Below are 13,633 nucleotides of genomic sequence, written 5' to 3'. Positions count from 1 at the left end.
CTGGAAAGACGCCGACACACAGCCATGAAACCAAAGATCCTCTTCGTGGACGACGAGCCCAACATCCTGGACAGCCTGCGCCTGAGCCTGCGGCCCCTGCGCGCCAAATGGGACATGACCTTCGCCCTGGGCGGCCGCGAGGCCCTGGCCGTGCTGGAGCGCGAGCGCCACGACGTGGTGGTGAGCGACATGCGCATGCCCGGGCTCGACGGCGCGCAGCTCCTGGCGGAGGTGCAGCGCCGCCATCCCGACGTGGTGCGCATCATCCTCTCGGGCTATTCCGACGAACAGAGCGTGCTCAAGACCGTCAAGCTGGCCCACCAATACCTGAGCAAGCCCTGCCGCCCCGTGGACCTGATCCAGGCCGTGGACCGCGCCCTGGGCCTGAGCGGGGTGCTGGAGCCCGGGGCCCTCAAGTCCGTGGTGGCCAGCCTCACCAGCCTGCCCGCCGTGCCAAGCCTCTACGGACGCCTGGTGGAAATCCTCCAGGACGAGAACACCACCCTCAAGGAGGTGGGCGACATCGTCAGCCAGGACGTGGCCATGTGCGCCTCCATACTGCGCCTGGTGAATTCGGCCTTCTTTGGCCTGCCCACCCGCGTCTCCAGCATCCACCACGCCGTGAACCTGCTGGGCGGCCAGACCATCCGGGCGCTCGTTCTGGGAGTCAACCTCTTCGAGTCCATGGATGCGCAGCGCATGCCGGATTTCTCCGTGCACGGCCTCTGGGAGCACAGCCTCCGGACGGCCTGCTTCGCCAAGGCGCTCGCGGCCTGCGAGGGGGCGGGCAACGAACTGGGCGACGAAGCCTTCATCGCGGGTGTGGTGCACGACATGGGCAAGCTCCCCATGGCCTGCGGCCTGCCCGGCGAATACGCCCGCGCCCTTGACCTGGTGCGCTCCGAGGGGCTCGCGGTCCACGAGGCCGAGCGCGCGGTGTTCGGGGCCACGCATGCCGAGGCGGGGGCCTACCTCATGGGCCTGTGGGGCTTCGACCGCGGGCAGATCAAGGCCGTCCTGCGCCACCACGACGCGGCCGGGCTCGACCAGGGCGCCATGAGCCCCGCCCTGGCCGTCTACGCGGCCAACGCGCTGGACCACGAACTGGTGGTGCTGCATCAGGACTATGCACGCAAGCCCCTGGACGACGCCCAGGCCCATCCGGGATTCGAGCGCGAGCGGATCGCCAGGTGGCGTGAAGCGTGCCGGGCGCACCTGGAACAGGGGTGCGCGCCGTGAACAGGCGCATCCTCTACGTGGACGACGAGCAGGAGGCTCTGGACGCCTTCAAGGTCAAATACCGCAGGCCCTTCGAGATCGTCACCGCCCTCGGTCCCGAGGCGGGTCTGGAGATCCTGCGCGCCTCGGCGCCCTTCGCCGTGATCGTCTCCGACCTGCGCATGCCCGTCACCGACGGCATGGCCTTCCTGACGGCCGCGGGCGTCCTTTGCCCCGATTCGGTGCGCATGATGCTCACCGGCTGCGCGGACCTGGATTCGGCGCTGAAATCCATCAACAACGGGCTGGTGTTCCGCTTCCTGGAAAAGCCCTGCCCCGGCGAGATGATGGTGCAGGCCCTGCTCGACGGCCTGGAGGAGTACGCGCGCCGCGTGGCCGTGCGCCTGGAGCGCAGGGCCGAGTCGCTTCTGCGGCACGATCTGCGCGGCCCTCTGGTGGGCGTTTCGGCCCTTTCGGGGATGCTGCTGGGCGACGAGAACCTCTCGCCGGAGCTCTCCGGCCTGCTCGAACCCATCCACCAGGCCGGGATCAAGGCCCTCACCCTGCTCGACGCCGCGTCCGCCCTGCGGCGCATCGAGGACGGCGACTACGTGTCCGAACCGGTCGCCGTGGACATCCCGGCCGCCCTGAACAAGGCCATCGCCGAGCAGGGGGATCTGGCGCGGGCCAAGGCCCTGGCGTTCGACATCTCCTTCGCCGGGGACACCTGGGACGCAACGGCCGTTTGCGACCGGCTGCTGCTGGGCTGCATCCTGCGCAACCTGCTCAAGAACGCCTGCGAGGCCTCGCCTCACGGCGGCGTGGTGGAGGTGTCCCTCTCGCGCGGACAGCACCTGAGCGTGGGCATCGCCAACCTGGGCGAGGTCCCCCGGGAGGCGCGCGAGAACTTCTTCGAGAAATTCACAAGTCACGGCAAGCGGTTCGGCGCGGGCCTGGGGGCCTACGCCGCCCGGACCATGGCCCGGGCCATGGGCGGCGACGTGTTCCTGGACTGCTCGCTCCCGGGGCGCACGTCCGTGCTGGTGATGGCCCCCGTCTCCGGGGGGCGTTCCCTGCCGGGCCGAGCGGAGGCCCAATGAACGCCCCGGAGCTTCGAGCTGGTGGAGCCGGTGCGGGTGCTTTCGCCGGGGTGGTGGGCGTTCAGAGAGGGGGCGTGAGGTCGTCGGCCCAGGCGCGCAGGAGTTCCCAGAGGTAGTGGCCGTCCAGGCTTTGCAGGGGCAGGGCGGTTTCCAGCAGGCGGGCGTTGGGAGCGAACTTGGCGATCATGGAGGCGAAGGCGTCGCGCTCGCTGAAGCACTGCGCGTTCCAGATGTGCTGGAACCTGCGCCCGCCGCCCGCGTCCACCCGGATGAGCGCGTAGCCCTTTTCGCTTTCCACGTAGGCCCCGATCCATTCCCCGTCGTGTTCGATGCCGATCAGCCGGGCCGTCCCACCGTCTTTCCCGCCGAGCATACGGTTGCGCCTCCTCGCGTTCATGCGGCATGGGGCCGCATCTTCGGGATACCCGAAGGGCTCCGTGCGCCACAACGCGGGCGACTACCGAAAAAATGCGGAGTGGCGGCCCGGCTGGGCCGGAGGCGGCCTACCCCAGGACCAGCAGGGCGAGCCCCGCGAAGATGACGACGGACCCGGCTGCGCGCCCGCGCGAGACGCGCTCGTGCAGGAGCAGGCCACCGGCCAGCGTGGCGAGCAGGATGCCCACGTTGCGTCCGGCCGTTACCAACACCACGTTGCCCGTACCCAGGGCCGCCACGATGCACACGTAGGAGAGCGTCATCAGCGCGGACACCAGCAGCACGCCCCGCCTGTTCTCCTTCCACTGGGAGAACATTCCGGCAAGGCCGGGCCGCCTCCACGCGCAATACGCCGTGAGCAGCACGCACAGCACCACGTAGGACACGAACAGGAACTCCACCGCGCCGGGGCCGGGCGACAGGCTCATGCCCCGGCGGTCCGCCAGGGAATAGCCCGCCGTGCCGAAGGCCGTGAGCACCGAAAGCGCCAGGCCGAGCCAGGTGAGCCGCCCCGTGGCCTTGTCGCGGCTGGCCGCGCCCACGGCAGCGGTGCCCGCCGCCACCAGGGCCACGCCGACGGCCTGGAGCGGCCCCGTGGCGTCTCCCGTGAGCCGTCCGGCCAGGAGCATCACCAGCAAGGGGGCCAGGCCCCGGCACACGGGATAGACCACCGAAAGGTCCGCGTGGTCGTAGGCCGCGAAAAGCAGGACCACGTAGAAGGCCTGCATCACGCCGGACACGGCCGCCCAGCCCAGAACCTCCGGCCCCAGAAAGCCCGGATCCGCCATGCGCAGCCACGCGAAGGGCACGCCCAGGAAGAGCATGCCCAGCACGTTGGTCAGCCAGGCGAAGGAGAGCTTGTCCCCGGAGGTCTTCACCAGGGTGTTCCACAGCACATGGAGCACCGCCGAAAGGAGCACCAGCCCGGCGACGGAACCGGTCACCCGGTGGCGTCTCCAGGGGCGTCCGGGGGAAGCGCCCTTCCGGCTCCGGGAAGGGCATTGCGCGGGGCAGGGCCGTCCAGGGCCAGGTCGTCCTTGAGGTCCACGCCGGAGAACCCCAGGGCCAAGGCCTTGGCCAGCAGGTGGTCCAGGGTCATGGCGGCGCGGGCATGAGGGAGGCCGTCGGGGCGTATGTTGGAAATGCAGTTGCGGGCGGCGTCGGTGAGTCCGCGACGGGGCGCGTAGGTCAGGTAGACCCCCATGGAGTCCGGCGAGGAGAGCCCGGGGCGTTCGCCGATGAGCACGGCCACGGCCCGCGCTCCCAGGGCTTCGCCCACGTCGTCGCCCACGGCCACGCGTCCCTGCGCCACGTGGCACAGCGGGGCCACGGCCCACCCCCGCGAGCGCGCCAGGGGCAGGAAGCGCTCCAGGAAGGGCAGGGCCTGGCGCTCCAGCGCCACCGCCGAAAGCCCTTCGGAGAGGGCCAGCACGAGATCGGGCCGTTTCGGGCCGGGAGGCAGGCTTGCCAGCAGCGCCAGGGACTCTTCGTCCAGCAGCCTGCCCAGGTCCGGGCGCAGGAGGAACTCGCGGCGGTCGCGCGCGCGGCTGGCCAGGGCCAGCTGGTCCAGGCCCAGGCGCTCCAGGGAGCAGCGCAGGGCCGGGAGGTCCAGGGGCGCGTGCACGGCGTCGCGGGCCCGGGCGTGGTCCAGGGTGAAGCGCAGATGGTCTGCGGTGGTCAGGCTCACACCGGCGCGCCCCAGGGCCACGCGGGCCATGGTGAAGGCGCGCAATCCGAGAAGGGGCGAGGTGGGCGCGGCGGGGTCGCCGCCGGACCTTGCGGGCGGGGGCGGCGTTTCGGCGGTCATCGCGGCAGCTCCAGGGGAAGATCGTTCACGGAGAGGCTCCTGGGTCGCAGGGAGGCGTCGAACAGGCCCATGGACACGAGCCAGCGCTCGAACTCCGGGGCGGGCCTGAGGTTCAGGAGCCTGCGCACGTACAGCGCGTCGTGGAAGGAGGTGGACTGGTAGCCCAGCATCACGTCGTCGGCACCGGGGACGCCCATGATGTAGGCGCATCCTGCCGCGCCCAGCAGGGTGAGCAGCACGTCCATGTCGTCCTGGTCGGCCTCGGCGTGGTTGGTGTAGCAGACGTCCACGCCCATGGGCAGGCCCAGGAGCTTGCCGCAGAAGAGGTCCTCCAGCCCGGCGCGGATGATCTGGCCGCCGTCGTGGAGGTATTCCGGGCCGATGAAGCCCACCACGGTGTTCACCAGCAGCGGGTCGAAGGCGCGCGCCACGGCGTAGGCCCTGGCCTCCAGGGTCTGCTGGTCCACGCCGTGGTGCGCCCCGGCGGAGAGGGCGCTGCCCTGTCCGGTCTCGAAATACATCACGTTGCGCCCGATCTCGCCCCGGTTCAGGGAGAGCGCGGCCTGGCGGCCCTCCTCCAGCAGGGCCAGGCTCACGCCGAAGCTCTCGTTGACGCCCTGGGTCCCCCCCACGGACTGGAACACCAGATCCACCGGGGCTCCGGCCTCCATGGCCCGGAGGGTGTTGGTGATGTGGGTAAGCACGCAGGTCTGGGTGGGGATGGCGTAGCGGGCTCGCACCTCGTCCAGGCATTCCAGGAGCAGGCGCACGGTGGGCAGGTTGTCCGTGGCCGGGTTGATGCCGATGCAGGCGTCGCCGCTGCCCAGCGCCAGGCCGTCGATCACCGAGGCCATCACCCCCCGGGGGTCGTCGGCGGGGTGGTTGGGCTGGAGGCGGGCGCAGAGCGTGCCGGGCAGCCCCACGGTGGAGCGGAAGGCCGCCGTGTTGGCCATGCGGGAGCTGGCCAGGATGAGGTCCTGGTTGCGCATGATCTTGGAGGCGGCGGCCGCCATCTCCGGGGTGAGGCCGGGCGCGAGGGCCTTCAGGAAGCCCTGATCGGCCGCGTCGGAGAGCAGCAGCTCGCGCAGCTGGCCCACGCTCAGGTTCTTCACGGGCTCGAAGGCCGCCTTGTCGTGGCTGTCCAGGATGAGCCGGGTCACCTCGTCGGCCTCGTAGGGCACCAGGGGCTCTTCCAGGAAGTCCGTCAGGGGCGTGTCGGACAGCACGAAGCGCGCGGCGGCGCGCTCCTCGTCGCTGGCGGCCGCGACGCCCGCCAGGACGTCGCCCGAGCGGTGCGGCGTGGCCTTGGCCATCACCTCGCGCAGGTCCGCGAAGGCGTGGCGGCGGCCTCCCAAAGTGATCCCGCGCATACCCGGGCCTCCTAGCCCTGCCAGTACATGGACTCTTTCACCGCGTCGAGCAGGCGCTCGATGTCGGCAGGATAGACCTCGCCGATGTTGCCGATGCGGAAGGTGTCCACCGCGTCGGTCACCTTGCCGGGATAGACCACGAAGCCTTTCGTCTTGAGCTTGTCGTAGAACGTCTTGAAGGCGTAGTCCGGGTGGTCGGGGCTTATGAAGGAGGTGATGATGGGCGACTGCCACTTGCGCGGCAGGAGCGTCTTGAAGCCCAGCTTCTCCATGCCGTCCACGAGGACGCGCTGGTTGGTGGAATAGCGCTCGAAGCGCTTGGCCACGCCCCCCTCGGCGTCGAGTTCGTCCATGGCGGCCACGAAGGCGCGCACCACGTGGGTGGGCGAGGTGAAGCGCCACTTGCCGCCGCCCTGCTCCATGCCCTTCCACTGGTCGTACAGGTCCAGGCTCAAGGAGCGCGCCCGGCCCGCGCAGGCCTCGATCACCTCGCGGCGCACCAGCACGAAGCCGAAGCCCGGCACGCCCTGGATGCACTTGTTGGCGCTGGAGATGAGCGCGTCGGCCCCGATGGCGTCCACGTCGATGGGGATGCCCCCGAAGCTGCTCATGGCGTCCACGATGTAGGTGCGCCCCGCGTCCTTGACCGCCTTGCCGATGGCCTCGATGGGGTTGAGCATGCCCGTGGTGGTCTCGCAGTGGACCACGGCCACGTGGGTCACTTCCGGGTGCCGGGCCAGCAGTGCCTCCACGCGGGCGGGGTCCACCGGGGCGGTCTCGCCGAAGTCCTCGAGCACCAGGGGGATGCCCAGGACGTTGGCGATCTTGCCGATGCGCTGTCCGTAGGCCCCGTTGGCCAGCACCATGAGCGCGCCGTCGCGCGGGACCAGCGTGCCCACGCAGGACTCCACGCAGAAGGTGCCGCTGCCCTGCATGAGCACGGCGGTGAAGGCCTGTCCCGGGCAGGCCAGGGCGCAGAGGCGGGCGCGCAGGTCCTGGACGATGGAGTTGTAGTCCAGGTCCCAGGTGCACCAGTCGCGCAGCATGGCCGCCTTGACGGCCTTGGAGGTGGAAAGCGGCCCGGGCGTGAGGAGGATGTAGGGATTGTCGGGATAGCAGGAGAGGTCCATGGTGTGCTCCTTGGGGTCAGCTGACGCGGGCCAGGGCGTCCTCCACGATGTCGAGGGCGCGGTCCAGGTCGGTTTCGGCGATGGTGAGCGGCGGCGTGAGGGTGAGCACGTTGCCGTGGCTGGTCTTGAAGCTCAGCCCGCGTTCCAGACAGCGGTAGAGCGCGGCGTCCGCCTGGTCCGAGGCCTTGGCGCGGGTGGCGCGGTCCGTGACGAGCTCCACGGCGAGGGAGAGCCCCAGGCCCCGGACCTGCCCCACCAGGGGGAAGCGCCGGGCCATGCCCTCGAGGCGGGCCAGGGCCATCTCCCCCAGGCGGCGGGAGCGTGCGACCAGGCCCTCTGACTCGATGACCTCCAGCATGGCCAGTCCGGCGGCGCAGGCCGTGGGGTTCTTCTCGTGGGTGTAGTGCCCCAGGGCCAGATGCCCCGCCCTGTCCAGGGCCGGATCGGCCAGCACGGCGGCCAGGGGCATCACACCGCCCCCCAGGCCCTTGCCCAGCACCAGGATGTCGGGGTCGGCCCCGAAGTGTTCGCAGGCGAAAAGCCGCCCGGTGCGGCCCAGGCAGGTGGCGGTCTCGTCCAGGATGAGCAGCGCCCCGTGGCGGTCGCAGGCCGCGCGCACGGCGGGCCAGTAGCCCGGGGGCGGCACGTTCACCGTGGTGCAGCGCAGCGGTTCCGCGATCACGGCGGCCACGTCGCCTTCCTTTTCCAGCACGTAGTCCAGGTAGCGGGCGCAGGCCAGGCCGCAGCTTTCGCAGCCGCCGTCCCCGGGGGCCAGCACGCAGCGGTAGGGGTCGGGCGGGGGCACGTGGGCCGTGCCGGGCAAGAGCGGGCCGATGCCGGAGCGGAAGAGGGCCTCGCCGCCCACGGAGCAGGCGTCCAGGGACGCGCCGTGGAAGGAGTCCCACATGGAGACGGTCTTGAACCGCCCGGTGGCCACCCGCGCGATTTTCAGGGCCATGCCCACGGCCAGCGTGCCCCCCGGCGCGAAGAGGAGCTTGCCGAGTTTCCCCGGGGCCCGCTCCACCAGGGCCTCGGCCAGGCGCACGGCTGGTTCGTTGGTGAAGCGGCGCGGGCAGAAGGCCATGTCGTCCAGCTGGCGGCGGATGGCCTCCAGCACGGCGGGATGGGCGTGCCCGGCCTGGTGCAGGGAGTTGCCGTGGAAGTCCAGCAGGGTCCGGCCGTCCAGGGTGGTCAGCGTGGAGCCTTCGCAGCCGGAGAGGGCGTCCAGGCACGGGGTGGAGAGCGACTGCCTGAGGAACACGCGCTCATCGCGGTCCAGGAGCGCCCGGGCGGCCTCGGAAAGGCCCGCCCGCCAGGCGGCGCGCCTTTCCGAGGTGTTCACGTCGCCCTCGCCCGGCGGGGGGGCGGCCGGAAGGGGTGGTTCCATGGGTCAAGCCTTGCAGCTGGGGCGTTCGCCTCGGGCGAGGCGGGCGTCGATCTCGGCCAGCAGGGGCGGGCAATCGGCCAGGGAGGGGACCACGTAATGCGCGCCGACCGCCAGGAGCCGCTTGGTCACGGCCTCCTGGCGCGCGGCCTTTTCGGCCGGGTCCAGGGCGGCCAGCTCGGCCTCGGTCAGGCCCATCTCGTTGCCGCTGGTGGAGAGCCCGATGGTCCACATGCCGGCGTTCTTGCCCTCGGCCACGTCGGACTCGGTGTCGCCGATCTTGACCATCTCCCAGAAGGGGAAGACCCCGAGGTTCAGGGCGGCCTGGTAGCACATGAAGGGGGTGGGGCGTCCGGCGGGCGTGTCCGAGGAGCAGACCATGGTGTCTGGAACGTAGCCCTTTTTCGCGGCCTCCACGGTCATCACGTCCATCATGGGGCGGGTGTAGCCCGTGGTGGAGCCCACCTTGAGCCCCATGGCGCGGAAGGCGGCCACGGCGTCCAGCGCGCCCGGGATGATGTCGGCATGGCGGGCGATGCATTCCACCATGAGGGGCTCGGTGAGCAGGTACATGGCGTCCACGTCGGCCTCGTCGGGGTCGCGGCCGTGGGCGGCGCGCCAGAGTGCGGCCACTTCAGGGTCCCGGGTCATGGAGCGCACGTGGTCCTTCTTCATCAGGCCCATGGGCTTGCGGGCGTGGGCCACGGTGACGTCCACGCCGTGGCGCTTGAACACTTCCACGAACACGGCCACCGGGCCGATGCAGCCGTGGTCCACCACGGTTCCGGCCCAGTCCAGCACGACGGCCTTGACGTACTTCAGGGGATTGATCGCCATGGGAAATCCTTTTGCTCAACGGGTTTGCCAGGCCCTGGCCCGGCGTTGCAGGCCCGCCGTGCACGCCCCGTAGAGGATGCGCACGGCGAGGTTTGTGGCCACGATCACCACGCACATGGCCAGGGCCGCCGCGGTGTCGCCCGCGTCGTCCATGTTGGCCACGGCCACGGCCGCCAGCGGCAGGTCCGCGCTGTAGAGGAAGATGACGGCCGAGAGCGTCGTCATGGAGCGCACGAAGAAATAGTAGCCGATCTCGAGCACGGCCGGGAGGCACACGGGGAAGGTCACGGTGCGCAGGAGCCGGGTGAAGGGGACGCTGAGCGACTCCGAGACGGCCTCGTACTCGCTGTCGAGCTGCTTGAGGGCCGTGCGCGCCGTGAGGAAGGACACCGTATGGAAATAGATCAGGTTGGAGAGCACCAGCAGGCCCATGGTGCCGTAGAGGAAGGTGAACGGATTGGGGATGCGCAGGCCGTGGAAATCCCAGCCCGGGGCGTTGAAGAAGAAGATGTACGCCAGGCCGATCACGAGGCCCGGCAGCGCCATGGGAAGCAGCGAGAGCACGGAGCAGACCTGGCGCAATCGCGGGCATTCCTTGAACTTTTCCAGGACGTAGCCGGTGAAGAAGGCCGTTGCCGTGCCCAGCAGCGCCGACCAGGCGGACATCTTCAGGCTGTTGTGGAAGGCGCGGTAGCCGCCTCCCGCCGTGGCCTCGAAATCGAAGTGGGCAAGGGTGAGCGAGAGCTTGTAGGGCCAGACCTTCACCAGGGAGGCATAGAGCCCCGTGAGCAGGTAGATGATGAACACAGAGCCCAGCAGGCAGCACACGGTCATGGCCAGCCCGTCGCGGCCCGCGTTGGGCTTGGGCTGGTAGGGCACGGCCTTGGAGGCCATGGCCGTGGACTGGCGGCGCTGCACGATGTGGTCGGCCAGGAAGGCGAGGGCGGTGGGGATGAGCAGGATGACGCTGACGGTGGCCCCCATGACGAAGTTCTGCTGGCCGATGACGTGCTTGTAGATGTCGGTGGCCAGCACGTTGTAGGAACCCCCCACCACCTTGGGGGCTCCGAAGTCCGTGAAGCTGGAGACGAAGCTCACGAACACGGCGCTGATGAGGCCGTATTTCACGCCGGGGAGGGTGACGGTGGTGAAGATGCGCCACCTGGAGGCCCCCAGGGCCCGGGCGGCCTCGTAGAGCCTGGCGTCCGTGAGGGAAAGCGCCGTGGAGAGGATGAGGAAGCAGGGCGGGAAGGCGTAGAGGGCCTCGGCGATGACGATGCCCGTGGAGCCGTAGAGCCCGATGTCCCAGCCGGGGATGGCCCCGAAGAACCCCGTGGTGACCAGGCCCTTGCGGCCGAACAAATAGATGAGCACGATGCCGTGCATCAGCGTGGGGGCCAGCAGGGGGGCCATGGCCAGCGCGCGGAAGAACTTCTTGCCGCGCATGGTGGTCCGGTTCAGGCTCCAGGCGTAGAGAAAGCCCAGGGGGACGGCCGCCAGGGTGGTGATCGTCGAGACCCACAGGCTGTGGGTGAGCGAGGAGAACAGCGCCGGCTCGGAAAAGAAGCGCAGGAAGTTGGCCAGCCCGGTGAAGTTCCCTTTCTGGTCGTAGAGGCTCTTGCCCAGCAGGCCCGCCAGGGGCAGCGCCACCGTGACGGTGAGCCAGAGCAGGACCGCGACGATGCACAGGGTCTTGACGCCGCGCCCGGCCAGCGCCGCGGCCAGGGCCGATCCGGCCGGGGACGGGACGTGCCGGGCCTGGAGCGGGGCGATGGAAGGTCCGCTCATGCGGCGTCCTTCGCCTCGGGGGCATGGTCGGCCGGGAAGACGCGCAGGCGCGCCAGGGGCAGGCAGGCCCGCACGGCCATCCCCTCGGAAAGGCCCATGCGGCGGGCCTGGCGCGCCGTGACGTCGGCATGGAGCAGCACGCCCTCCCCCGCCACGCCGTCGAGGCGCAGGCTCAGGCGGTAGAGGGCGCCGCGAAATTCCATGAAGTCCACCCGTGCGTCCAGCACGTTGGGCTCCGGCGCGAAGGCCCCGGCGGTCTCCTCCAGGGCCACGTCCTCGGGCCGGATGGCGGCCAGGGCGGCCGGGGCGTCGGGCCAGGCGCGCTCCGGCAGGGACATGACCCACTTCCCCAGCCGGGCGGTGTCCTCCCGGGGGCCGCGCTCCACGGGCAGGAAGTTCATGGTCCCCAGGAACCCGGCGGCGAAGGGGGTGGCCGGGCTGTCGTAGAGCTCCCCGGGCGTGGCGTTCTGCACGATGCGCCCGTGGTCCATGAGCAGGATGCGGTCGGCCATGGTCATGGCCTCTTCCTGGTCGTGGGTGACGAGGATGGAGGTGACGCCGAACTCACGCTGCAGGCGCTTGATCTCGGCGCGCAGGTGGGCGCGCACCTTGGCGTCCAGGGCCGAGAGGGGCTCGTCCAGCAGGAGCACGTCCGGGGAGAGGGCCATGGCCCGCGCCAGGGCCACGCGCTGCTGCTGGCCGCCCGAGAGCTGGGCCGGATACTTGGACTCCAGCCCGGGCAGGCCCACCAGGTCCAGCAGCTCCGTCACGCGCAGGCGGATTTCGCGCCTGGCCAGCCTCTTGTTCACCAGGCCGTAGGCCACGTTGTCGCCCACCGAGAGGTTGGGGAAGAGCGCGTAGGACTGGAACACGATGCCGACGTTGCGCTGCGAAACGGGCAGCTCGGTCACGTCCGCTCCGCCCAGGAACACGCGCCCGGAGTCCAGCTCCTCAAGGCCGGCGATGATGCGCAGGGCCGTGGTTTTCCCGCAGCCCGAGGGCCCGAGCAGGCAGACCATCTCGCCCCTGGCCACGCTGAAGCTGATCTCCTTGAGGGCCGTGAACGGGCCGTAGCTTTTGCTGACGCCCCACACTTCCAGGTGGACGCCGGGGGAGGCAGGGTTCTCTTGGGTGCGCATGGGTGGCCCTTTCCCGGGGCGCGGGGCGCCCCGGGTCGGCTGAAGGGATGCTATTTGGCTTCGGACTTGGTGGCGTAGCGCTTTTCCCACTCCGCCAGGATCCTGGCGCGGTTCTTGGCGGCCCAGGACATTTCCAGGTTGATGAGCTGCTTGAGCGGGTCGGCGGGGTAGCCTTCGGGCAGCTTGAGGCCCGGCACGTCCTTGGCGGCCAGGATGGGGTAGCTCTTGGCGTATTCCTGCATGGCCGGGTCGGAGATGGCCCAGTCCAGGAACAGCTTGGCCTCGGGCTTCATGGCGGCCTTCTTGATGAGGGCGTTGGCTTCGCAGTCCCAGCCCGAGCCTTCGGCCGGGAACACGGTGGTCACGGGCTCGCCCTTGCGCTTCTGCATGATGCCCCGGTAGCCGAAGGTGATGCCGATGGGGATCTCGCCGGTGCCGGCCATCTTGCAGGGCTTGGAGCCCGAGTGGGTGTACATGGCGATGTTGTCGTGGAGCTTGTCCAGGTAGGCCCAGCCTTTTTCCTCGCCGAGCAGGAAGATGAGGCCCGCGACGGTGAGGTAGCCGGTGCCCGACGAGGCGGGGTTGGGCATGACGATCTGGCCCTTGTATTCGGGCTTGATCAGGTCCTGGTAGCTCTTGGGCGTGGGCAGCTTCTTGGCCTGAAGCTCCATCTCGTTGACGCAGAAGCCGGTCTCGAAGATGTCGTTGGCCACCCAGGAGGGCACGGGCTTGGAGTCCCTGAAGCGGGGCGTGATGCGCTCCAGGCCCTTGGGGGCGTAGGGTTCCAGGAGCCCCGCCTCTTCCAGGAGGATGAGCCCGGTGGCGGCGGTGCCCCACACGAGGTCGGCCTGGGGGTTGTCCTTTTCGGCCAGGAGCTTGGCGATGACCACGCCCGTGGAGTCGCGGACGAACTTCAGCTGGATGTCGGGATATTTCTCCTTGAAGCTCTTGATGTAGACGGGGATCTGGTCGTCCTCCAGGGCGGTGTAGACCAGCAGTTCGGCGGACTTGGCGGCCGGGGCGAGGGCGAGGACCAGGAACATCAAGAGCGCCAGGGAGCGGACGGTTGCGAGCATTGGAGCCTTCCTTGAGGTTGGAGCCGTTGACGGGTGGGACTCTGTGACGGGTGGCGGAGCTGTCTTTCACACAATCGTCAAAAATGACGATGTGCTGCAATTCCGGTCTGTTGTTGTTTCAATCCGCATGGAATGGCTCCGCCGCTGCGCGTTTCGGGCTGTTGATATCCGATTACGCCCGCCCCTGGCCGTCTGTCAAACGAAAGGTTTACAATTATGTTAAAATTGGCTGGTGGGAGCGCGTCGCGGCGGCGACAGGGACGGAAACTGTCACTCGGGCCTGAAGGGAGGGTGCGGGCGGAAGCGGTCGGCTCACGGCATCCTGGCGACCTTGCCGTGTCGGACGTTT

Annotated in this window: 12 protein-coding genes; 2 read left to right on the top strand and 10 right to left on the bottom strand. The window is 69.7% G+C overall.

Annotated features, from left to right (window positions below; genetic code table 11):
• The first annotated feature begins 24 nt into the window (after positions 1-24).
• Together NNJEOMEG_RS04140 and NNJEOMEG_RS04135 are read left to right on the top strand one after the other, a co-directional pair.
• On the top strand, positions 25-1,239 hold the full coding sequence (locus NNJEOMEG_RS04140; RefSeq protein ID WP_173081585.1) for a response regulator: 1,215 nt from the start codon (positions 25-27) through the stop codon (positions 1,237-1,239).
• Complete coding sequence (locus tag NNJEOMEG_RS04135) at positions 1,236-2,318, top strand: hybrid sensor histidine kinase/response regulator (protein WP_173081583.1); 1,083 nt, start codon at positions 1,236-1,238, stop codon at positions 2,316-2,318. Before NNJEOMEG_RS04140 ends, NNJEOMEG_RS04135 begins: the two co-directional genes overlap by 4 nt.
• 61 nt (positions 2,319-2,379) lie before the next feature.
• Here the strand turns inward: NNJEOMEG_RS04135 and NNJEOMEG_RS04130 are convergent, their stop codons facing one another.
• The 10 genes from NNJEOMEG_RS04130 to NNJEOMEG_RS04085 all read right to left on the bottom strand — a co-directional run bounded on the left by NNJEOMEG_RS04130 (position 2,380) and on the right by NNJEOMEG_RS04085 (position 13,284).
• A complete protein-coding gene (locus NNJEOMEG_RS04130) occupies positions 2,380-2,691 on the bottom strand; it encodes a hypothetical protein (RefSeq protein ID WP_173081581.1) in 312 nt (103 codons plus the stop codon).
• 130 nt (positions 2,692-2,821) lie between these two features.
• Entirely contained in the window at positions 2,822-3,697 is an 876-nt protein-coding gene (locus NNJEOMEG_RS04125) for an EamA family transporter (protein WP_173081579.1), read from the bottom strand.
• Positions 3,694-4,560 carry an ethanolamine ammonia-lyase subunit EutC gene (gene eutC / locus NNJEOMEG_RS04120; protein WP_173081577.1) on the bottom strand — a complete coding sequence of 289 codons (867 nt, stop codon included), beginning with the start codon at positions 4,558-4,560 and terminating at the stop codon, positions 3,694-3,696. Before eutC ends, NNJEOMEG_RS04125 begins: the two co-directional genes overlap by 4 nt.
• Positions 4,557-5,930 (bottom strand): ethanolamine ammonia-lyase subunit EutB, encoded by a 1,374-nt coding sequence (locus tag NNJEOMEG_RS04115; RefSeq protein ID WP_173081576.1) that lies wholly within the window; start codon positions 5,928-5,930, stop codon positions 4,557-4,559. The genes eutC and NNJEOMEG_RS04115 overlap by 4 nt, the downstream gene beginning before the upstream one ends.
• Before the next feature lie 11 nt (positions 5,931-5,941).
• Positions 5,942-7,060 (bottom strand): 2-aminoethylphosphonate--pyruvate transaminase, encoded by a 1,119-nt coding sequence (locus NNJEOMEG_RS04110; protein ID WP_173081574.1) that lies wholly within the window; start codon positions 7,058-7,060, stop codon positions 5,942-5,944.
• 16 nt (positions 7,061-7,076) lie between these two features.
• Entirely contained in the window at positions 7,077-8,447 is a 1,371-nt protein-coding gene (gene pbfA, locus NNJEOMEG_RS04105; protein ID WP_173081571.1) for a (R)-1-hydroxy-2-aminoethylphosphonate ammonia-lyase, read from the bottom strand.
• Between the two features lie 3 nt (positions 8,448-8,450).
• Positions 8,451-9,281: a phosphonoacetaldehyde hydrolase gene (gene phnX, locus NNJEOMEG_RS04100; RefSeq protein WP_173081569.1), complete on the bottom strand. Its 831-nt coding sequence runs from the start codon at positions 9,279-9,281 to the stop codon at positions 8,451-8,453.
• A gap of 15 nt (positions 9,282-9,296) precedes the next feature.
• Positions 9,297-11,069, bottom strand: a complete 1,773-nt coding sequence (locus NNJEOMEG_RS04095) for a putative 2-aminoethylphosphonate ABC transporter permease subunit (RefSeq protein WP_173081567.1) — start codon at positions 11,067-11,069, stop codon at positions 9,297-9,299.
• Positions 11,066-12,208 (bottom strand): putative 2-aminoethylphosphonate ABC transporter ATP-binding protein, encoded by a 1,143-nt coding sequence (locus NNJEOMEG_RS04090; protein WP_173081565.1) that lies wholly within the window; start codon positions 12,206-12,208, stop codon positions 11,066-11,068. Before NNJEOMEG_RS04090 ends, NNJEOMEG_RS04095 begins: the two co-directional genes overlap by 4 nt.
• Before the next feature lie 50 nt (positions 12,209-12,258).
• Positions 12,259-13,284: a putative 2-aminoethylphosphonate ABC transporter substrate-binding protein gene (locus tag NNJEOMEG_RS04085; RefSeq protein WP_173081563.1), complete on the bottom strand. Its 1,026-nt coding sequence runs from the start codon at positions 13,282-13,284 to the stop codon at positions 12,259-12,261.
• Between the last annotated feature and the right edge of the window lie 349 nt (positions 13,285-13,633).

The sequence above is a fragment of the Fundidesulfovibrio magnetotacticus genome (assembly GCF_013019105.1).
In the GTDB taxonomy this organism is placed as follows: Bacteria; Desulfobacterota; Desulfovibrionia; order Desulfovibrionales; family Desulfovibrionaceae; genus Fundidesulfovibrio; species Fundidesulfovibrio magnetotacticus.
Note: the sequence above shows the minus strand (reverse complement) of the source record. Positions and strands in the feature narration are given on the sequence as shown.

Excerpts from the sequence above, each read along its gene's own strand:
- NNJEOMEG_RS04140 (WP_173081585.1), top strand. The coding sequence starts at position 25 with ATGAAACCAAAGATCCTCTTCGTGGACGACGAGCCCAACATCCTGGAC.
- NNJEOMEG_RS04130 (WP_173081581.1), bottom strand. The coding sequence starts at position 2,691 with ATGCTCGGCGGGAAAGACGGTGGGACGGCCCGGCTGATCGGCATCGAA.
- eutC (WP_173081577.1), bottom strand. The coding sequence starts at position 4,560 with ATGACCGCCGAAACGCCGCCCCCGCCCGCAAGGTCCGGCGGCGACCCC.
- NNJEOMEG_RS04115 (WP_173081576.1), bottom strand. The coding sequence starts at position 5,930 with ATGCGCGGGATCACTTTGGGAGGCCGCCGCCACGCCTTCGCGGACCTG.
- NNJEOMEG_RS04110 (WP_173081574.1), bottom strand. The coding sequence starts at position 7,060 with ATGGACCTCTCCTGCTATCCCGACAATCCCTACATCCTCCTCACGCCC.
- pbfA (WP_173081571.1), bottom strand. The coding sequence starts at position 8,447 with ATGGAACCACCCCTTCCGGCCGCCCCCCCGCCGGGCGAGGGCGACGTG.
- phnX (WP_173081569.1), bottom strand. The coding sequence starts at position 9,281 with ATGGCGATCAATCCCCTGAAGTACGTCAAGGCCGTCGTGCTGGACTGG.
- NNJEOMEG_RS04095 (WP_173081567.1), bottom strand. The coding sequence starts at position 11,069 with ATGAGCGGACCTTCCATCGCCCCGCTCCAGGCCCGGCACGTCCCGTCC.
- NNJEOMEG_RS04090 (WP_173081565.1), bottom strand. The coding sequence starts at position 12,208 with ATGCGCACCCAAGAGAACCCTGCCTCCCCCGGCGTCCACCTGGAAGTG.
- NNJEOMEG_RS04085 (WP_173081563.1), bottom strand. The coding sequence starts at position 13,284 with ATGCTCGCAACCGTCCGCTCCCTGGCGCTCTTGATGTTCCTGGTCCTC.